The organism is Streptomyces sp. NPDC046759 (genome assembly GCF_040645475.1).
Lineage (GTDB): Bacteria > Actinomycetota > Actinomycetes > Streptomycetales > Streptomycetaceae > Streptomyces.
The window spans coordinates 195,852-213,424 of sequence record NZ_JBEYYJ010000010.1; the positions used below are offsets into that span (position 1 = coordinate 195,852).

The 17,573-nt window shown below is 73.4% G+C and carries 19 protein-coding genes; 4 read left to right on the top strand and 15 right to left on the bottom strand.

The genetic code is table 11. The annotated features are described in order from the left end of the window. Nucleotides 1-102: 102 nt before the first annotated feature. The 12 genes from ABZ919_RS16475 to ABZ919_RS16530 all read right to left on the bottom strand — a co-directional run bounded on the left by ABZ919_RS16475 (nucleotide 103) and on the right by ABZ919_RS16530 (nucleotide 11,052). Nucleotides 103-771 (bottom strand): class F sortase, encoded by a 669-nt coding sequence (locus tag ABZ919_RS16475; RefSeq protein ID WP_361247926.1) that lies wholly within the window; start codon nucleotides 769-771, stop codon nucleotides 103-105. 9 nt (nucleotides 772-780) lie between these two features. After that, on the bottom strand, nucleotides 781-1,332 hold the full coding sequence (locus tag ABZ919_RS16480) for a hypothetical protein (protein ID WP_361247928.1): 552 nt from the start codon (nucleotides 1,330-1,332) through the stop codon (nucleotides 781-783). A gap of 138 nt (nucleotides 1,333-1,470) precedes the next feature. Next, the gene (locus ABZ919_RS16485) at nucleotides 1,471-2,250 is read right to left on the bottom strand and encodes an HAD-IIA family hydrolase (protein WP_361247929.1); all 780 of its coding nucleotides are present in this window, start codon (nucleotides 2,248-2,250) and stop codon (nucleotides 1,471-1,473) included. A 124-nt stretch (nucleotides 2,251-2,374) separates the two neighbouring features. Beyond that, entirely contained in the window at nucleotides 2,375-3,430 is a 1,056-nt protein-coding gene (locus ABZ919_RS16490; RefSeq protein ID WP_361247931.1) for a 2-aminoethylphosphonate ABC transporter substrate-binding protein, read from the bottom strand. A 45-nt stretch (nucleotides 3,431-3,475) separates the two neighbouring features. After that, nucleotides 3,476-4,273, bottom strand: a complete 798-nt coding sequence (locus ABZ919_RS16495; RefSeq protein ID WP_361247933.1) for an ABC transporter permease subunit — start codon at nucleotides 4,271-4,273, stop codon at nucleotides 3,476-3,478. Next, the gene (locus ABZ919_RS16500) at nucleotides 4,260-5,042 is read right to left on the bottom strand and encodes a 2-aminoethylphosphonate ABC transporter permease subunit (protein ID WP_361247935.1); all 783 of its coding nucleotides are present in this window, start codon (nucleotides 5,040-5,042) and stop codon (nucleotides 4,260-4,262) included. Before ABZ919_RS16500 ends, ABZ919_RS16495 begins: the two co-directional genes overlap by 14 nt. Beyond that, nucleotides 5,035-6,081: an ABC transporter ATP-binding protein gene (locus ABZ919_RS16505; RefSeq protein ID WP_361247937.1), complete on the bottom strand. Its 1,047-nt coding sequence runs from the start codon at nucleotides 6,079-6,081 to the stop codon at nucleotides 5,035-5,037. The genes ABZ919_RS16500 and ABZ919_RS16505 overlap by 8 nt, the downstream gene beginning before the upstream one ends. Before the next feature lies 1 nt (nucleotide 6,082). Next, the gene (locus tag ABZ919_RS16510; RefSeq protein ID WP_361247939.1) at nucleotides 6,083-6,778 is read right to left on the bottom strand and encodes a phosphonatase-like hydrolase; all 696 of its coding nucleotides are present in this window, start codon (nucleotides 6,776-6,778) and stop codon (nucleotides 6,083-6,085) included. A 7-nt stretch (nucleotides 6,779-6,785) separates the two neighbouring features. Continuing rightward, a complete protein-coding gene (locus tag ABZ919_RS16515) occupies nucleotides 6,786-7,910 on the bottom strand; it encodes a TIGR03364 family FAD-dependent oxidoreductase (RefSeq protein ID WP_361247941.1) in 1,125 nt (374 codons plus the stop codon). Between the two features lie 132 nt (nucleotides 7,911-8,042). Further along, the gene (locus tag ABZ919_RS16520) at nucleotides 8,043-8,798 is read right to left on the bottom strand and encodes a GntR family transcriptional regulator (RefSeq protein ID WP_361247943.1); all 756 of its coding nucleotides are present in this window, start codon (nucleotides 8,796-8,798) and stop codon (nucleotides 8,043-8,045) included. A 47-nt stretch (nucleotides 8,799-8,845) separates the two neighbouring features. After that, the gene (locus tag ABZ919_RS16525; protein WP_361247945.1) at nucleotides 8,846-9,700 is read right to left on the bottom strand and encodes an LPXTG cell wall anchor domain-containing protein; all 855 of its coding nucleotides are present in this window, start codon (nucleotides 9,698-9,700) and stop codon (nucleotides 8,846-8,848) included. A gap of 209 nt (nucleotides 9,701-9,909) precedes the next feature. After that, a complete protein-coding gene (locus ABZ919_RS16530) occupies nucleotides 9,910-11,052 on the bottom strand; it encodes an ROK family transcriptional regulator (RefSeq protein ID WP_361248031.1) in 1,143 nt (380 codons plus the stop codon). Nucleotides 11,053-11,142: 90 nt separating this feature from the next. Between ABZ919_RS16530 and ABZ919_RS16535 the strand changes: the two genes are divergently transcribed. The 3 genes from ABZ919_RS16535 (at nucleotide 11,143) to ABZ919_RS16545 (ending at nucleotide 13,682) form a co-directional block, all read left to right on the top strand. Then, nucleotides 11,143-12,210, top strand: a complete 1,068-nt coding sequence (locus tag ABZ919_RS16535) for a Gfo/Idh/MocA family oxidoreductase (RefSeq protein ID WP_361247947.1) — start codon at nucleotides 11,143-11,145, stop codon at nucleotides 12,208-12,210. Further along, a complete protein-coding gene (locus ABZ919_RS16540) occupies nucleotides 12,210-12,722 on the top strand; it encodes a heme-degrading domain-containing protein (RefSeq protein ID WP_361247949.1) in 513 nt (170 codons plus the stop codon). Before ABZ919_RS16535 ends, ABZ919_RS16540 begins: the two co-directional genes overlap by 1 nt. Before the next feature lie 96 nt (nucleotides 12,723-12,818). Beyond that, nucleotides 12,819-13,682 (top strand): LLM class F420-dependent oxidoreductase, encoded by an 864-nt coding sequence (locus ABZ919_RS16545; protein ID WP_361247951.1) that lies wholly within the window; start codon nucleotides 12,819-12,821, stop codon nucleotides 13,680-13,682. 584 nt (nucleotides 13,683-14,266) lie between these two features. Here the strand turns inward: ABZ919_RS16545 and ABZ919_RS16550 are convergent. From ABZ919_RS16550 to ABZ919_RS16560, 3 genes are all read right to left on the bottom strand, one after another. Continuing rightward, entirely contained in the window at nucleotides 14,267-15,124 is an 858-nt protein-coding gene (locus tag ABZ919_RS16550; RefSeq protein WP_361247953.1) for a fumarylacetoacetate hydrolase family protein, read from the bottom strand. 129 nt (nucleotides 15,125-15,253) lie between these two features. Beyond that, on the bottom strand, nucleotides 15,254-15,979 hold the full coding sequence (gene yidC, locus ABZ919_RS16555) for a membrane protein insertase YidC (RefSeq protein WP_361247955.1): 726 nt from the start codon (nucleotides 15,977-15,979) through the stop codon (nucleotides 15,254-15,256). Between the two features lie 99 nt (nucleotides 15,980-16,078). After that, a complete protein-coding gene (locus tag ABZ919_RS16560) occupies nucleotides 16,079-16,387 on the bottom strand; it encodes a DUF6412 domain-containing protein (protein ID WP_361247957.1) in 309 nt (102 codons plus the stop codon). A 201-nt stretch (nucleotides 16,388-16,588) separates the two neighbouring features. Between ABZ919_RS16560 and ABZ919_RS16565 the strand changes: the two genes are divergently transcribed. Continuing rightward, nucleotides 16,589-17,425 (top strand): serine hydrolase domain-containing protein, encoded by an 837-nt coding sequence (locus ABZ919_RS16565; RefSeq protein ID WP_361247959.1) that lies wholly within the window; start codon nucleotides 16,589-16,591, stop codon nucleotides 17,423-17,425. Nucleotides 17,426-17,573 lie beyond the last annotated feature (148 nt).

Sequence of the window (17,573 nt, forward strand, 5' to 3'; positions counted from 1 at the left end):
CTGGGCGCACTGGTCCGGGTGTCCAATCGTGGCATATCCGGCCGGTCCGTCACGAGGCCGCGAGGTCGCACGGCGGGGCGTACGGGGTGGGGCGTACGGGGGTCAGCGGGTGGTTCCGGTGAGGTACGCGGAGACCACCACGTTGGCCGTGTAGCTGTGGCTGGCGCGGTCGAAGGAGCCGCCACAGGTGATCAGGCGCAGCTCGGCGCGGCCGGCCCGGTGCGGGCCGTAGGCCTGCCGGGCGTCGAAATCCGCGCGGGGCAGGACGCGGACGCCGTCGATGGTGAACCGGGCGACCCTGCCGTCGGAGCGGACCACCCGGACCGTCTCGCCGGGCTCGAGGGTGCTGAGCTTGTAGAAGACCGCGGGCCGGGTCTCGGTGTCGACGTGCCCGACCAGAAGTGCCGCTCCCGCGGCGCCGGGTGCGGTGCCGGCGCCGTACCAGCCGACCACGCCCGGCTGGTCGAAGGGTGGCGGGTCGACGGCGCCCTCGGCGTCCAGGCCCCGGCTCACCACCGGTGCCTGCACGCCCAGCTGCGGGATGTCGACGCGCTGGGGCAGCGCGTACCCGAGCGGTCTGGCCGGGCTGGGCAGCCGGACCGGGTCGGCCGGTGCGACGGCGAAGAGGTCACCCGCGGCGGGGCCGTGCGCGGTGTGCGGTACGCCCGTCACCCCGCGCCCCCACAGCCACAGTCCGAGCAGCAGCACCGCCCAGGTCAGGCCGGTGATGAGCCGCCCGGCGCCGGTGGCGTGCCCGTGGTCGTCGGACATGGGCCGCCGTCAGCGGTCACTGCGGTCGCGGCGGGTGCGCAGCCCTACTGCGGCCGCCGCGATCCCGGCGAGGGCCAGGCCGGTCACCGTCTGGACGGTGTCGGGGCCGGACTCGGTGGTGGCCACCGTGGCGAAGTGCGCGGTGCCGCCGCCGCCCGCGGGCACGGGAGCGACGGGCGAGGCGGCATCGGCGGGCTGCCGCCCGGGCTGCTCGTCGGGCTGCCCCGCGCCCCTGCCGGTCACCGTGATCCTCCCGTTGATCACGTAATCGCCGCAGGTGATCCTGACGTCGTACGTGCCCGGCGCGGCGGAGGAGCGCACGCGGGTCTCACCGTCCAGGGTGCCCTGGCTGCCGGTCAGCCGGGCGTCGGTGACGAACGCGGCCGAGACGGCGGTGCCCTGCTGCCCGGCGCAGCCCCGGACGCGCACGGACACGTCGGTGCCGGGCGCCGGGGCAGCGGGCGTCACGGAGACCGGGCCCGTGTCGGCCGCGTGGGCCGCCGGGGCGAACACGGAGACGGCAAGGATCCCCGTACAGAGAGTGAGGCGTAGTGAGCCCATCGTGAACCTCCAGTTATCAGGAGGCTCCCCCGCCCCGGGCGCCCCCGCATCCTCGGAGGGCGCCCGATTGCTCCGAACGGGTGGATGAGGGTTTGAAAACCCCAGGTGAACCGGGGTTGGGGAGGGGGCGGGTGCCTGTCAGACCAGGTCGACCAGGTCCGCAATGGAGTCGACGACCTCGGAGGGGCGGAAGGGATAGCGGTCGACGTCGTCGGGCTGAGTGACGCCGCTGAGCACCAGGAAGGTACGCATTCCGGCCTCCAGGCCCGCGAGGACGTCGGTGTCCATGCGGTCGCCGATCATCGCGGAGGTCTCCGAGTGGGCCCCGATGGCGTTCAGCCCGGCGCGCATCATCAGCGGGTTGGGCTTGCCGACGAAGTACGGCTTCTTCCTGGTCGCGGCGGTGATCAGGGCGGCGACCGAGCCGGTGGCGGGCAGGTCGCCCTCGGTGGACGGGCCGACGTTGTCGGGGTTGGTGGCGATGAACCGGGCGCCGGCTTTGATCAGCCGCACGGCCTTGGTGAGGGCTTCGAAGGAGTAGGTGCGGGTCTCGCCGAGGATCACGAAGTCGGGCTCGTGGTCGGTGAGGACGTAGCCGATGTCGTGCAGCGCCGTGGTCAGGCCGGCTTCGCCGATGACGTAGGCGCTGCCGCCGGGCCGCTGGTCGTTCAGGAACTGGGCGGTGGCGAGCGCCGAGGTCCAGATGTTGTCCACCGGCACGTCCAGGCCCATGCGGCGCAGCCGTGCGTGCAGGTCGCGGGCGGTGTAGATGGAGTTGTTGGTCAGCACCAGGAAGGGGCGCCCGGACTCGCGCAGCCTCTTCAGGAAGGCGTCGGCGCCGGGAATCGGAACACCCTCGTGGATCAGGACACCGTCCATGTCGGTGAGCCACGACTCGATCGGCTTGCGGTCTGCCATGTTGTGCGTCTCCTGGCGTGCGTACGGTCGACAAGGCTGGGGGCGCCGGAACCACGGCGTACCGACGCCCCCAGCCTAATCAGGGTGGCCTGATCTTGACCCGCGCGTACGGCGGCCGATCGGCTCAGCTTCCGGTGGCGGACTTCCAGTCCTCGACGTACGAGGTGAGGTTCTTGTCGATGTCGTTCCAGTCCGGCTGGAAGAGGTCGACACCGTCCATGATCTTGGTGAGGGCGATGGCGTTGGCGTCGGTGGCCTTGACGTCCTGGCGGGCGGCGAAGCCGCCGCCGATCTCGCTCACCTCCTGCTGCTGCTTCTGCGCGAGCATGAAGTCGAGCAGCTTGCGGCCGTTCTCGCTGTGCGGGGCCTTGGTGACCAGGCCGGCCGCGTACGGCAGCGCGAAGGTGGTGGGCTTGCCGTCCTTGCCGGCCGGGAACCAGATGCCGAGGTCGGGCATGTCCTTGGCCTGGGCGTAGTTCATCTGCACGTCGCCGTTGGCGACGAGCAGTTCGCCCTTGTCCACCTTGGGGGCGAGCTTGCCGGTGGAGGCGGACGGGCCGACGTTGTTGGCCTGCAGCTTCTTCAGGTAGGCGAGGGCGGCGTCCTTGCCGCCGAAGTCGTGGACGGCCTTGATGAGGACCGCGGTGCCGTCGCCGGCGACGCCCGGGGTGGAGTACTGCAGCTTGTTCTTGTACTTGGCGTCGAGCAGCTCGTCCCAGGTCTTGGGGGCCTGCTTCAGCTCCTTCTTGTTGTAGACGAACCCGAAGTAGTTGTTCACGACGGAGGTCCAGGTGCCGTCGACGGCCTTGTCGCCGCCGCTGACCTGGTCGGAGTCCTTCGGCTGGTACTTCTGCAGCAGGCCCTTGCCGTCGGCCTGCTGGATGAAGGGCGGCAGGGTGACCAGCACGTCGGCCTGCGGGTTGCTCTTCTCGCGGACGGCGCGCTGCACCATCTCGCCGGAGCCGCCCTCGACGTACTTGACCTTGATGCCGGTCTGCTTGGTGAAGTCGGCGAAGACCTTGTCGTACCAGCCGTCACCGTTCTCGCCCTTGAGGCCGTCGGCGCTGTAGACGGTGACGACCTTGGCGTCGGAGGCGGCCGAGGAGGAGCCGCAGGCGGACAGCACGGGGGTGGCGAGCAGGGCGAGGGCTACGGCGAGCGTGAGGCGGTTTCTGGGCATGGCGGGGCCAACTCCTGGCGTGTACGGAGGTTGCGGAGTGAGTGGTCAGCGGTACGACGCCCGGGTGCGGACCCGGGAGACGGCGAACAGGACGAGCAGGGTCGCGGCCATCAGCACCACGGCGACGGCGGAGCCGATGAACAGGGCACCGCGGTCGGTGGCCGCGTAGATCAGGACGGGCAGCGGGATCCAGTCCGGCGGATAGAGCATCATCGTGGCGCTCAGCTCGCCCATGGAGAGGGCGAAGCAGAGGCCGGCCGCGGCGGTCAGCGAGGGCAGCAGCAGGGGCAGCCGTACCCGCCACAGCGCGTAGGAGGGCCGGGCGCCGAGGGAGGCGGCGGCCTGTTCGCAGGCCGGGTCGAGGCGGGTGATCGCCGCCGACACGGACCGGTGGGCGAAGGCGGTGACGAGGACGGCGTGGGCGAGGATCACGATCCACCGGGTGCCGTTGAGCAGCATCGGCGGCTTGGAGAACGCCACCAGGACCGCCAGTCCGACCACGACCGACGGTACGGCGACCGGGAGCACGAACAGCGCGTCCATGACCGTGCGGTGGCGCTCCTTCAGGGCCGCCCCGGCCAGTGCGGCCCAGGTGCCGACGGCCAGCGCGAGCAGGCTGGCGGCGGTGGCCGTGAGGAGACTGGTGGTGAGCGCCTGCAGCGCCTCGCCGCGGGTCGCCGCCCGGTAGTCGGCGGTGGTCAGCCCCGAGGGCAGGACGCCGGACCAGTGGGTGGCGAAGGAGGCGCCGAGGACGACGAGGAGGGGGAGCGCGAACAGCGGCACGAACAGGACGAGGAACACCGCCCACACGGCCCACCTGGCCCAGCGGCTATGCACCAGCACGACGGCTCACCACCCGGTAGAGGCCGTACAGGCCCACGGAGATCAGGACGTTGACGACGGCGACCACACACGCGCCCGGATAGTCGGACTCCAGAATCGCCTTGCTGTAGACGAGCACCGGCAGGGTGGTGACGCCCTTGGCGCCGGTGAACAGCACGATCCCGAACTCGTTCAGACACAGCACCAGGACGAGACTCCCGCCGGCGGCCAGGGCGGGCAGCGCCTCCGGAAGGATCACCTGCCGGACGATCCTCGGCGCTCGTGCCCCCAGCGAACCGGCCGCCTCGAGCTGAGCGGTGTCCAGCTGCGAGAAGGCGGCGAGCAGCGGCCGCATCACGAACGGCGTGAAGTAGGTGACCTCCGCCAGCAGCACGCCCCAGGGCGTGGTGAGGAACTGGAAGGAGCCGATGATCCCGGTCGTGCCGTAGATGAACAGCAGCGCGAGCGTGATCAGGAAGGACGGGAAGGACAGGTACACATCGATGAACCGGGCCACCCCCTTCGCTCCGGGGAACGGTACGAACGAGATGACCAGCGACAGCAGGAATCCGAGGACGAGACACCCTGCGGTGGACGCCAGTGCCAGCCAGACGGTGGTCCACAGCGCGTGCCGGAAGGCCTGCGAGGCGAAGACGTCGGCGTACGGCTGCAGGGAGGTGCCTCCGCCGTCCGGCTGGAAGGACTGCTGGACGACGAGGGCGAGGGGGTAGAGGAAGAAGAGGGCGAGGAGGGCGACGGGGGGAAGGGCCCACAACAGCCGCCTACTCATGACCGACTCCGGCGGGCAGCAACACCGCGTCCTCGGCCGCGAAGTGCAGGCTGACGTCGTCGCCGTACGCCGGCGGATCCTTCAGTTCACGCAGGTCCGCCATCACCGTGTGCCCGCCGACCTCGACGTACAGCCGATGAGTGGCCCCGCGCCACTGGATCTCCCGGACGACACCGGCGAGCCGGTTGGGACCGTCCCCGAGCCCCACCAGATGCGGCCGCACGCACAACGTGGCCCGTGCCCCCGCGGCCGCGTCCCCCGTGTCGACCTTCAGCTCGGTCCCCGCGAAGCCGACGCCTGCGGCGCCGACGGTCACGGGCAGCAGGTTCGCGCCGCCCACGAAGGAAGCCGTGAACTCGCTCTTCGGCGAACGGTACAGCTCGCGAGGCGTCCCGCACTGCTGAAGCCGCGCGGCGTCCATCACCGCGATCCGGTCGGCCAGGGTCAGCGCCTCGACCTGGTCGTGGGTGACGTACAGCATCGTGAGGTCCGGCAGCTCCCGGTGCAGCCGGGCGAGTTCGGCCAGCATCCCGGACCGCAGCTGGGCGTCCAGCGCGGACAGCGGCTCATCCAGGAGCAGCACGTGCGGCCGGATGGCCAGCGCGCGGGCGATGGCGACCCGCTGCTGCTGCCCGCCGGACAGCTCACGCGGATGCCGGCGGGCGTAGGCGGCCATGCCGGTCATCTCCAGTGCCTCGGCGACCCGTGGCCGTATCTCGTTGCGGGGCGTCCGGCGGGCCTTGAGACCGAAGGCCACGTTCTCGTCCACCCGCATGTGCGGGAACAGCGCGTACTGCTGGACGACCATCCCGATGCCCCGCCGGTACGGCGGCAGGTCCGTCACGTCCCGGCCGCCGAGGAGCACCCGCCCGGCCACGGGCCGTACGAAACCGGCGACCGCCCGCAGCGCGGTGGTCTTGCCGGAGCCGGACGGCCCGAGCAGCGCCATGACCTCGCCGGGCTCGACGGTCAGGTCGAGGGCGTCGAGGACGACGTTCGCGTCGTAGGCGACGGTGACGGAGTCGAAGCGGATGCTCATCTCACCGGTCTCCCAGCAGGGCGGGCAGGCCGGCCACGGAGTCCAGGACGTGGGTGGCACCGGCGGTACGGAACTCCGCCTCGCCGTGGGCGCCGGTGCGCACGCCCGCGACCAGTCCGGCTCCGGCGCGCACCCCGCTGAGCACGTCGTAGGAGGTGTCCCCGACGACGGCGACCTGGCGTACGTCCTCGGCGGCCTTGGTGCGGACGAACGCCTCCAGGACCATGTCCGGGTAGGGCCGTCCGCGCCCGCCGGCGTCGGCCGGGCACAGGGTGAGTGGGACGAGGTCCCGCCAGCCGAGGGCGGCGAGGACGGCGTCCTGGGTGACGCGGGCGAAGCCGGTGGTCAGGACGACGGTACGGCCGCTGCCGGCCAGCTCCCGGATGGCCTCCTCGGCCCCCGGCACGGGGGCGATCAGGCCGTCGTCGACGAGATCGCCGTACGCCTCCTCGAAGGCGGTGTTGGCGCGCCGGGCGCGGTCCTCGTCGCCGAACAGGTGCCGGAAGACGGAGATCTTGGACTCGCCCATGGTGGCGCGGACGTGGGCGAGGTGCTCGGCGTGCCGGGCCGAGCCCGGTTCGACGCCGAGTTCGGTGGCGGCGGCCTCGAAGGCGCGCTCGACCAGGCCGCCGTCGGCGACGGTCGTGCCGGCCATGTCCAGCACGACGAGCCGGATGTCGTTGCGGATGTCGGTCATCTGGTGCTCACCAGCCCAGTTCGTTCGCGGTGGTCTCGGCTATCGCGGGGGCGCAGGTCATGCCGCGCCCGCCGGGCCCGGTGACCAGCCACACCCCCTCGCGCACCTGCTGGCGGTGCACCACCCGGCCGGCCTCGGTGCACTGCGCGTACACGCCCGCCCAGCGGCGGCGGATGCGCGGCAGCGGCCGGCCGAGCAGGGACTCGACGACACCGGTCAGGTGCTCGTACGGCTCCTCGACGGTGTCGAAGGCGAAGGGGTGCTCGTACTCGTGGGTGTCGCCGATGGTCAGGCCGCCGTCGGCACGCTGCACCATGAGCAGCTGCATCTTGTGCGTGGCGGCGGTCTGCGGCTGGGGCTGGTCGGCGTTGAGCCGGTCCAGGGCAGGGGAGGCGTAGGCCGGGTAGTAGCGGAAGCTGTCGGCGTCGGCGACGGAGGTCGGCAGCGGCTCGCCCAGCGGGTCGGTCTGCATCATCTGCAGCCGGACGCGGCGCACGGGCAGGTCCGGCCCGGCGAGTTCGCGGACCAGTCCGCCGAGCCAGGCGCCGGTGCACAGCACGACGGCGTCGGCCCGGTGCACGTCCCCGTGGTCGTCCCGGACGGTTCCGGCGCCGGCCACCTCGCGCACCTCCCGTCCCGGCAGGAAGGTGTAGTCCGGGGACTTCAGCAGTTCTTCCCGCAGGGCCAGCTGCGCGGTGCGCGGCTCCACGGCCGCGTCCCGCTCGCAGTACAGGGCGGCGGTGAAGTCGCCTCGCAGGGCGGGGTTGAGGGCGCGGGCCTCGCCCGGGGTGAGGAGCTTGTAACCGCGGGCGGCGGCGTCCGGGCGGCCCACGGCGGCCTCGGCCACGGCGGTTTCGAGGGGACTGCGGAGGGGGGTCAGGGACCCGTTGGCCCGGAACCCGAGCGCCGGAACGCGCGCACCGATGCCCTCCCACAGCTCCCGCGCCCGCAGCGCGGTCTCCAGCTCTTCTCCACCGGCGCGGCCACTGACCCAGATCTGCCCGAAGTTGCGCAGCGAGGCGCCGCGCGCCTCGGCCTCGCGCTCGATCTGGACGACCTGGTGGCCCCGCTGCACTGCTTGCCAGGCGTGCATGGTGCCCACCACGCCTGCTCCGACGACTGTCACTTTCACGACGGCAACGCTCCTCGCGACCGGGGAACCGGAGACATCCGGCTGACAACGAGAGCGTGAACGACCCATCACTTTTGGGCTAGACCCGTTATGCTTTCGTGACATTGGACCGAGGGGCGGTACCGGTGTCCTTCAGCCCGCGAGGTGAGCGGTGAAGGAGAACCGGTCCCCCCGGTACAGCGACCGCACCCGCTCCAGCGGCCGGCCCCCGGTGTCCCGGGAGACGCGGTGGATGAGCAGCATGGGCAGGGCGGGCGGGGTGCCGATGAGCAGGGCCTCGCGGGGCGTGGCCAGCACGGTCTCGATCCGCTCGTCGGCGTCGCCGAAGGTGATGCCCTGGGCGGCGAGGTAGCCGTAGAAGGAGGAGTCGGGGTCGAAGTCGCAGTCCAGCCGGGGCACCCGCTCGACGGCGACGTACGTGCTCTCCAGGCCGACCCGCTCCTCGTCGGCGAGCAGCACCCGCTCGAGGTGCCAGACGGGTTCGCCCCGGGTCAGTCCGGTCTCGGCGGCGAGCGCGTCCGGGCAGGGGAAGCGGTCGAGGGAGACGAGCGTACGACCGGGTGTACGGCCCTGCCGCCGCACACCCTCGGTGTAGCTGGCCAGGGACAGCGGCTGGGCGAGCTTGGGGCCGGCGACGACGGTCCCGCGCCCCTTCCGCCTCAGTCTTCCCTCCAGCACCAGTTCCCGCACGGCCTGCCGCACGGTCTCCCGCGCGACGTCGTACCGCTCGGCGAGGTCCCGCTCGGTGGGGATGACACTGTCCTCCCCCAGCTCCTCCAGCAGCGCGGCGATCCGTGCCTTCACCGCGTAGTACTTGGGGACGCGCCCGTGCTCGGGAATGCCGGAGCGGACGGGGGCGCCGGGGGCCTGGTCGTTCGGGTAGTCCACGCAGGGATCGTCGCAGACGGGCAGGTGGCGTCCGTACGGCCCCCGGCTCAGCGGCGCCTGCGGGCCAGCAGCAGCGCAGCGCCGCCGACCACGAGGAGCGTCGCGCCGGCCACGAGCAGCCCGCGGGCGAGGTCGGTTCCGGTGCGCGCCAGCTCGCGGTCCCGCTCCGCGGCCATCCCCGCCTCCACGGCGAACGGCGGCTCGGGGTCGGGAGCGGGGCTGGCCGTGCCGGTGCCGGGCGTGGCCTGCGCACTGCCGGACGGGCTGGGCCGGACATCCCCGCCCTCCTGGGTGCGGTCCGGATCCGGCGTCGGCTCGTCCCCGTCGTGGCTGATCCCGAACCGGTAGGCGTTGGACTCCCCGATCCACTCCCCGTCGTCGCCCCGGCGCTGGACGACGGCGGCGTTGGCGGTGACCTGCTCGGACGGGGCCCCGGAGGGGAGCTCCAGTCTGACCTTGATGCTGACGGTACGGCCGGGCGGTACGGCGAACCCGGCGAACCCCGCGGCGTCGAGCACCCCGATCAGCTCCTGCTCGTCGGTGCCCTGGAACGTCACCCGCCGGGCCGTGGGGCCGTCGTAGAACTCCAGCTGGGGCTGGTCGGGCCGCAGCGCCCGCTTGTCGTCGACCAGGACGATCACCGGGTGGACGCCGGTGCAGGTCCGGTTCGTGGTGTTGGTGAGGTCGATGTACCAGGTGCCGTATCCGCCGCCGGCCTCGTAGGAGTCCGGGCCGCCACGGATCCGGGTGGCCAGCGGGAAGGCCCGCGCGTCGGCGCCGACGCAGGCGGGCGGCGGGTCTTCGAGGGCGTCGGCCGGCCCCACCGGGACCACGACGAGGGCGGAGGCGGACGCGGCGGCGGCTGCGGCGACGCAGGGGGACAGGGGTGTGCACAGTCGCATGAACACATGACCATGCCGATCACACCGGTCCCGTCGGCTCCGCCACGCCGGTGGGAGCCGCGAAGTCCCCGCCGTCGGCCTACAGCCGGTCACCCGTCTGCGGACGGGTGGGGGCCGATCGCACAGCTCCCCGCACCTGCGGGAACAGGGCCCTGGACGGCACCGGCCGACGGAACCCGCCCCCGGCCCGCCGGGGCACAGCGCCGGCGTCACGCATCGCCCCGCCCGAACACCGGCGCCAGCAGCAGCTGCGCAGCTCCCTCGGCCACCACTCGCTCCCCCCGTGGAGCGACCCGCACCGGCACCGACTCCCCGCGCGCCCCCTCCCGTCGGGCCCGCGCCTCCACGACCTCGCCGACCCCCGCGGCGAACGCCCCCGGCGCGGCCGCGACCGTCCGCCCGCCGAGCAGCACCACGTCGATGTCCAGCAGCCCGACCAGGTTCGCCGCCGCGACCCCCAGCACACGCGCCGCCTCGGCGACCTCACCGCGCCCCACCGCCGCCAGGCACAGCGCCTCCACGCACCCCCGGTCCCCGCACTCGCACAGCGGCCCGTCCAGCTGGACCACCTGGTGCCCGAACTCCCCCGCCCCGGTCCGCGCCCCCCGATGCACGCGCCCGCCGATCACCAGACCGGCCCCCAGCCCGGTACCGAGGTGCAGATACGCGAAGGAGCCGCTCTCGCCCCCGACGGCCAGCCCGAGCGCCGCCGCATTGGTGTCCTTGTCCACCACCACCGGCACGCCCAGCCGTTCCCCGAGCGCGTCCCGCAGCGGAAACCCGTCCCACTCCGGGAAGCCGGTGACCCGGTGGAGCACCCCCCGCGCATGATCGAGCGGCCCCGGCAGGGCCACCCCGACCCCGAGCAGCGTCCCCGCACCGGCGGGCTCCTGCGCACCCGGGCCGAGGCCGTCCCGTACCAGTTCCTCGACCACGTCCCCGACCGCGCCGAGCACGGCCTCCGCACCGGCCCCCAGATCCAGGTCGGCCCGCCGCTCCCGCACCACGGCCCCGTCCAGATCGGCCAGCACCACCCGCAGCTCGTCCCGGTCGAGGTGCACGCCCACCGCATGCCCCGCCTCCGGCACCAGCCGCAGCACGGTCCGCGGCTTGCCCCCGGTCGACGCCCGCCGCCCGGCCTCCGCCGCGAGCCCCTCCTCCCGCAGCCGCGCCGTGATCTTGCTGACGGCCTGCGGGGTGAGCCCCGTGCGTTCGGCCAGCTCGAGCCGGCTGACGCCCTGCGCCCCGGCGTCCCGCAGCAGTCCCAGCACCAGCGCGGTGTTGTGGGACCGCAGGGCGCCGAGATTCGCCCCCGCCGGCCCGCCGCGGCCCGGCACCGTGCCGGCGCCCACCGCGCCCGCCTTCCCCGTCCTGGTCCTGTTCACGCCCCCCATTGTCTCCTGCGCTTGCACTTTGGCAACAGCGTTGCGAAAGTAGGAGGCATGACTGCAACCCCCCTCCGCGTCGGCCTGATCGGCTACGGCCTCGCCGGCTCCGTCTTCCACGCCCCGCTGATCGCCGCCACCGAGGGCCTGACCCTGGACACCGTGGTCACCTCCAACCCGGAGCGGCAGCAGCAGGCCCGCGCCGAGTTCCCGGACGTGACGCTCGCCGCCGGCTCCGAGGAGCTGTTCGACCGCGCGGACGAGCTGGACCTGGTCGTCATCGCCTCCCCCAACAGGACGCACGTCCCGCTCGCCTCCGCCGCCCTCAAGGCGGGCCTGCCGGTCGTCGTCGACAAGCCCGTCGCCGGCACGGCGGCCGAGGCCCGCGGCCTCGCCGCCCTCGCCGAGGAGCGCGGCCTGCTCCTGTCCGTCTTCCAGAACCGCCGCTGGGACAACGACTTCCTGACCCTCCGCAGGCTCGTGACGGAGGGCGAACTCGGCGAGGTCCTGCGCTTCGAGTCCCGTTTCGAGCGCTGGCGCCCCCAGCCCAAGGGCGGCTGGCGCGAGTCCGGCGACCCGGAAGAGATCGGAGGTCTGCTCTACGACCTGGGCAGCCACGTCGTCGACCAGGCCCTGGTGCTCTTCGGCCCGGCCGCCGAGGTGTACGCCGAGACGGACGTCCGCCGCCCCGGGGCCGAGACGGACGACGACACCTTCATCGCGCTCACCCACGCGAGCGGCGTCCGCTCCCACCTCTACGTCTCCGCGACGACCGCCCAGCTCGGTCCCCGCTTCCGGGTCCTCGGCTCCGGCGCCGGCTATGTGAAGTACGGCCTCGACCCGCAGGAGGCGGCCCTGCGCGAAGGCCTGCGCCCCGGCCCCCGCTGGGGTCAGGAGCCGGAGTCGCTGTGGGGCCGCATCGGCGCCGGCGAGTCGCCGCTGACCGGCGGCGGCACGGCCGTACCGACCCTCCCCGGCGACTACCCCGCCTACTACGCGGCCGTCGCCCGCGCCCTGTCCGGCGACGGCCCCAACCCGGTGACCGCACTGGAGGCGGCCGCCGCCCTCGACGTACTGGAAGCGGCCCGCAAGTCGGCCGCGGAGAAGGTGACGGTGACCCTCTGATGCAGCACCAGCAGCACCAGCCACAGGCCACATCCAGGTCCACCCCCGAGCTCGCCCCGTCCGTCGAGGAGCTGGAGGCGCAGGAACGCCGCCTGGTCTTCCGGCAGTTCACCTTCGACGACGCCTGGGCCCTCGGCTCGCTCCTGGTCGAGCTGGCCCGGGAGCGGCAGGCTCCGGTCGCCATCGACATCCACCGCGCCGGACAGCAGCTGTTCCACGCGGCCCTGCCCGGTGCCAGCCCGGACAACGACGCCTGGATCGCCCGCAAGCGCCGTGTGGTGGAGCGCTACGGCGCCTCCTCCTACCTGGTCGGCGCCCGTTTCCGCGCCAAGGGCACCACCTTCGAGGACTCCTCCCGCCTCGACCCCGACACCTACGCGGCGCACGGCGGCTCGTTCCCCGTGACCGTGGAGAACGTGGGCGTCATCGGCGCGGTGACGGTGTCCGGCCTGCCTCAGCTGCAGGACCACGGCTTCGTGGTGGAGGCGCTGGAGCGGTTCCTGAAGGTGTGACGCGGGGATCGCCCCGCGGGAATGACGTGCGCGGTCCCTCCGGTTGGGAATGCCTGCAGACGTGAAGATCACGGCCCCACCCGGAGGGATCGGCCCATGAGCGCTTCGAAGGACAGGATCGGCCGTTACGGCATCTGGAGCATCGGCCTGCGTGCGGAGGAACCCGGCCGGCGCGGCGAACTCGGCGAGGCTGCCGCCGAGTTGGAGGAACTCGGCTACGGAGCCGTCTGGCTCGGCGGCAGCAGCGCCGCCCGGCACGCCGTGCCGCTCCTGGAGGAGACCCGCTCCCTCACCGTCGGCACCAGCATCCAGAGCATCTGGCAGTACGACGCCGTGGCGAGCGCGGCCGCCTTCGCCGAGGTGGACGCGGCCCACCCCGGCCGCTTCCTGCTCGGCCTCGGCGTGAGCCACGCCAAGCTCGCCGACCAGTACCGCCGCCCGTACTCGGCCCTGGTCGCCTACCTGGACGCCCTCGACGCGGCGGGGGTGCCCGAGGACCGCCGGCTGCTGGCCGCCCTCGGCCCGAAGACCCTCGAGCTGTCCCGCGACAGGGCGGCGGGCGCGGTGCCGTACCTGGTCACGGCCGAGCACACCGCCCGGGCCCGCGAGATCCTCGGCGCCGGCCCGCTGCTCGCCCCGGAGCTGAAGGTCGTCCTGGAGACCGACGCGGTCCGCGCCCGCTCCCTGGCCCGCGGCGCCCTCGCGATGTACCTCGCCCTGCCGAACTACACCAACAACTTCCTGCGCCTGGGCTTCACCGAGGACGACCTGGCGGACGGCGGCAGCGACCGCCTGGTCGACTCGGTGTTCGCCTGGGGCGACGAGGACCGCGTCCGGTCCCGCATCGACACGTTCCACCAGGCGGGCGCCGACCATGTGGCCCTCCAGCTGATCACCGGCGGCGACAGGGACGCCCTCCCGAGGGAAGGATGGCGCAGGCTCGCCTCTCTCCTGGCCTGAGCACCGGTGCGAGCGGACCTCCTGCCCCTCACTCACCCGGCAACTCGACGGCGGCACGAGGAGGCAGCCGGTCCAGGTCCTTCGCCGGCCATCAGGCGGCCCGGCCCAGCAGGGCCAGGCCGCCGCGAGCGGCCCCGTCACGAGCGGCCCTGCCACGAGCGGCCCCGCGGCGCACGGCCGGCGTACCCGCGAGAGATCATCGACGCCGGGAAGGGCACCCAACGGGCCGGGGCGCCAAGGCGCCTGGTGCTGCATCATTCGGCGGACAAGCCGGCCCTCGCCGACGCGTCCCGGCCCTCGCCGACGCGCCCGCGGAGCGACGGCTGCACCAGATCGCCGGGTGTTCTCCGCCGAACGCGACCGGCTGCGCGAGGAGGAGAGGTCCGCTCTCCTCAACGCCCGCTCGCGGCGGCCGGCCGGCCCCACTGGTGCAGCGGGGTACCGACGCCGCAACGGCCCGCCGCGCCACGCGGACCGCGGTTGACGCCCTGCTCACGGCGGCCGGCCGGCCCGGGCCCGGCACCCCGGCCATGACGGACCGGCCGCTCCGCCCGGCCGGGCGGAGCGGCCCGTCGGTGCGGCGCTCAGGCGTCCTTCAGCTCCTGCCGCTGCCGGCCGAGCCCCTCGATCTCCAGCTCCACCACGTCCCCGGCCCGCAGATACGGCTTCGGCTCGGGGCGCCCCATGGCCACCCCCGCCGGCGTTCCGGTGTTGATGACGTCCCCGGGGTACAACGTCATGAACTGGCTGACGTACCGCACGACTTCGCCGACCGGGAAGATCTGCTCGGCCGTCGTGCCGTTCTGCTTCAGCTCCCCGTTGACCCACAGCCTCAGCGACAGGTTCTGCGGGTCGGCGACCTCGTCCGCCGTCACCAGCCACGGACCCAGCGGGTTGAACGTCTCGCAGTTCTTGCCCTTGTCCCAGGTGCCGCCCCGCTCGATCTGGAACTCGCGCTCGGACACGTCGTGGGCCACCGCGTACCCCGCGACATGCGCGAGCGCCGCCTCGGCCGACTCCACATAGCGGGCCGTGCGCCCGATCACGACGGCCAGCTCCACCTCCCAGTCGGTCTTGGCCGACCCGCGGGGCACCAGCACGGTGTCGTGGGGCCCGACGACGGTGTCCGGCGCCTTGAAGAAGACCACCGGCTCGGCGGGCGCTTCGGCACCGGTCTCGCGGGCGTGGTCGTGGTAGTTGAGCCCGATGCACACGATCTTGCCGATGCGGCCGAGCGGCGGTCCGATGCGGAGCCCGGCCGCGTCGAGCGCGGGCAGCTCGCCGGACTCGGCCGCGGCCCGTACCCGGCCGAGCGCGGCGGCGTCCGCGAGGAGGGTGCCGTCGATGTCGTCCACGATGCCCGACAGGTCCCGGAGGGTGTCGTCGGCGTCGAGCAGCGCGGGCCGCTCCGCCCCCGCCGTACCGACTCGCAGCAGCTTCATGGTCACCGTCTCCCTCGATCGCGGGCGCCCGGACCGATGGGTGCAGCCATCGGAGGACTGGTCGATCCTCCAATCACGCTGTCCACTCCGCAATACCCTGTTCACGTACTGGACCGTAACCGCACCCGGTCACCGGTCCAGCGCAGCCCGTTCCACCGCGGTCCAGGCCGTGCTGGTGAGGACGTAGAGCGCGCCGGCGAGCGGTACGACGGCCACGGTGACCAGCGTGAAGAAGGACATGAACGGCATCACCCTGGCGACCGCGCCGAGCCCCGGCACCTGCTCACCGCCCCCGGCGCCCACCGCAACCGGGTTGTTCGCCCTCGTCCGCTTGGCAAGCCGGTAGTTGAAGGCGGCGACGGCGAAGACGATCGCGAAGAGCCCGAGATAGACCAGCCCGGCGTCCCCGAACACTCCGCCGGCGCCGAGCGCGTCGGCCCACCGTCCGTCGAGCGGCGCCGCGAACAGCCGGTGCGCCAGCAGCTCATTGCTTCGGCCGCCGACCGTGGGGCTGGAGAAGAGGTGGTAGAGCAGGAAGAACGCGGGCAGTTGCAGGAGACCGGGCAGGCAGCCGGAGAGCGGCGAGACCCGTTCCTTCGCGTGCAGGTCCAGCACCGCCTTCTGCAACCGCTCGGGATCCCTGGCGTACTTCCCGCGCAGTTCGGCGATGCGGGGCCGGAGCGCCGCCTGGGCACGCCGGCCACGGGCGGCGGCGCGGGACAGGGGGTGGACGAGGAGTCGTACGAGCGCGGTGAACAGGACGATCGCGGCGGCGGCCGCTGAGCCGCGGAAGAGCGGCTGGAGCAGGTCGGCGAGTTGCTCGACCAGGTGGGCGAAGACGGAGAAGACGGACATGGGTGAGCCCTCCGGGGGTCTCGTCGTGCCGGAAGAGGTGAGAACGGCATGACGACCCGCGCGGGTCACGCGCGCAGCTGAGGTGCGGTGGGGCGTGCCCTACGCGGCGGTCGCCGGCAGGGCGCGTCCGGGTGCCCTGGGCCGGCGACGGCCGGGCGCGTCGGGATCGCGCTGCGGCAGGAAGGCCGTGCGCCGGGCCCGGTCGCGCATCGCCGTGCGCACCCGGGTGGGCGGGACGGCCGGCGCCGAGCGGGCGGCGAGGAGGGAGCAGAGGGCGAGCGCGGAACCGGCGGCGGTCGCGGCCAGCGCCACGGCCGCGAACAGGCTGCCGGTGTCGAGCAGTACGACCGGCAGCAGCAGAAGCAGCAGCGGGGCGAACGCACGCGACCGCGCGAGCCTGCGGACCACTCGCCCCCCTCCCCACGGCCAACCGCCCATGTCTACCTGCCCTTTATACCTGAGCAGCGAGGATGCGGAACACCGAACACGGCGGCCGGGGATGACCGAAACCCGCTCCCGCCGCGTGCACCTGACGGACAATGAGCGGGGCCCCTTCGCCGAGCGGCCCCGCCGACGACACCGACCGCCGCAGCCGAAGGGCGCCCTTTCGTGCCTCGCACTCCCACCTGCGTCCTGAGCGACGCGTCCTCCGCACGCGCCGAGGACGGCCACGCGCCGGACCGGTTCGTCGAGATCGGCTCCTTCACCAAGGTGCTCACCGGTACGGCCCTGATGCGCATGGCAGCCGCGGGCCTGCTCGGCACCGAGGACCCCGTCGAACACTGGCTCCCCGCCGCCCCCGGCACCGGTATCACGCTGCGCCACCTGGCCGAGCACACCTCCGGACTGCCGCGCCTCCCGCCCGGCGTCGCGGGCCGCGATCCGTACGCCGCGTTCGACGGTGACGCTCTGCGCCGGTCGCTCGGCCGGCTGGACGAGGTCGCGGTACGGCCGCCGGGAGAGGAGGAGGAGTACTCCAACTTCGGGTACGCCGTGCTGGGCGCGGCGCTGGTCGCCGCGGCCGGCCGGCCGTACGAGGAACTGCTCGCGGAACACGTCCTGCGGCCGCTGGACGTCCACGAGGTGAGCGCACGGCCCGACGCCGCCCGGCGCCTGCTCGCGCCGGGTCTCTTCGGCAGGGACCGCAGGCCGTGGACCATGGACGGGGCGATCCTTCCGGCGGGCGGCCTGTGGGCCACCCCGCAGGCGGTCGCCGAGCTGCTGGTCCGGCTGGTGATCGAACGCCGGCTGGGCGATCCCGCCCCCTCGTGGCAGAAGACCGGGGAGCTGCACTGGCACAACGGCGCGACCCGCCACGCCTCACTCTTCGCGGGAGCCGTGGAGGACGGCCGGTGGGTGGTCGTCCACCGGCTGGGCGGCCGGGCGGAGCAGACCGACCGGATGGGCGTCGACCTGCTCACGGGCAGCACCTCACGGACCGCCTGACCACCCGGGGACACCCGCCTGAGCACCCCGGGACACCCGCCTGACCACCACGGGACGCCCGCCTGACCACCACGGGACGCCCGCTTGAGTACCACGGGACACCAGCCTGAGCACCCCGGGGCCCTGAGCCGACCGCCCGCGCGGTCAG

What these genes read in the sequence shown, in the direction of transcription:
- ABZ919_RS16475 (WP_361247926.1), bottom strand. Translation starts at nt 771, where the DNA reads ATGTCCGACGACCACGGGCACGCCACCGGCGCCGGGCGGCTCATCACC.
- ABZ919_RS16480 (WP_361247928.1), bottom strand. Translation starts at nt 1,332, where the DNA reads ATGGGCTCACTACGCCTCACTCTCTGTACGGGGATCCTTGCCGTCTCC.
- ABZ919_RS16485 (WP_361247929.1), bottom strand. Translation starts at nt 2,250, where the DNA reads ATGGCAGACCGCAAGCCGATCGAGTCGTGGCTCACCGACATGGACGGT.
- ABZ919_RS16490 (WP_361247931.1), bottom strand. Translation starts at nt 3,430, where the DNA reads ATGCCCAGAAACCGCCTCACGCTCGCCGTAGCCCTCGCCCTGCTCGCC.
- ABZ919_RS16500 (WP_361247935.1), bottom strand. Translation starts at nt 5,042, where the DNA reads ATGAGTAGGCGGCTGTTGTGGGCCCTTCCCCCCGTCGCCCTCCTCGCC.
- ABZ919_RS16505 (WP_361247937.1), bottom strand. Translation starts at nt 6,081, where the DNA reads ATGAGCATCCGCTTCGACTCCGTCACCGTCGCCTACGACGCGAACGTC.
- ABZ919_RS16510 (WP_361247939.1), bottom strand. Translation starts at nt 6,778, where the DNA reads ATGACCGACATCCGCAACGACATCCGGCTCGTCGTGCTGGACATGGCC.
- ABZ919_RS16525 (WP_361247945.1), bottom strand. Translation starts at nt 9,700, where the DNA reads ATGCGACTGTGCACACCCCTGTCCCCCTGCGTCGCCGCAGCCGCCGCC.
- ABZ919_RS16535 (WP_361247947.1), top strand. Translation starts at nt 11,143, where the DNA reads ATGACTGCAACCCCCCTCCGCGTCGGCCTGATCGGCTACGGCCTCGCC.
- ABZ919_RS16540 (WP_361247949.1), top strand. Translation starts at nt 12,210, where the DNA reads ATGCAGCACCAGCAGCACCAGCCACAGGCCACATCCAGGTCCACCCCC.
- ABZ919_RS16545 (WP_361247951.1), top strand. Translation starts at nt 12,819, where the DNA reads ATGAGCGCTTCGAAGGACAGGATCGGCCGTTACGGCATCTGGAGCATC.
- ABZ919_RS16550 (WP_361247953.1), bottom strand. Translation starts at nt 15,124, where the DNA reads ATGAAGCTGCTGCGAGTCGGTACGGCGGGGGCGGAGCGGCCCGCGCTG.
- yidC (WP_361247955.1), bottom strand. Translation starts at nt 15,979, where the DNA reads ATGTCCGTCTTCTCCGTCTTCGCCCACCTGGTCGAGCAACTCGCCGAC.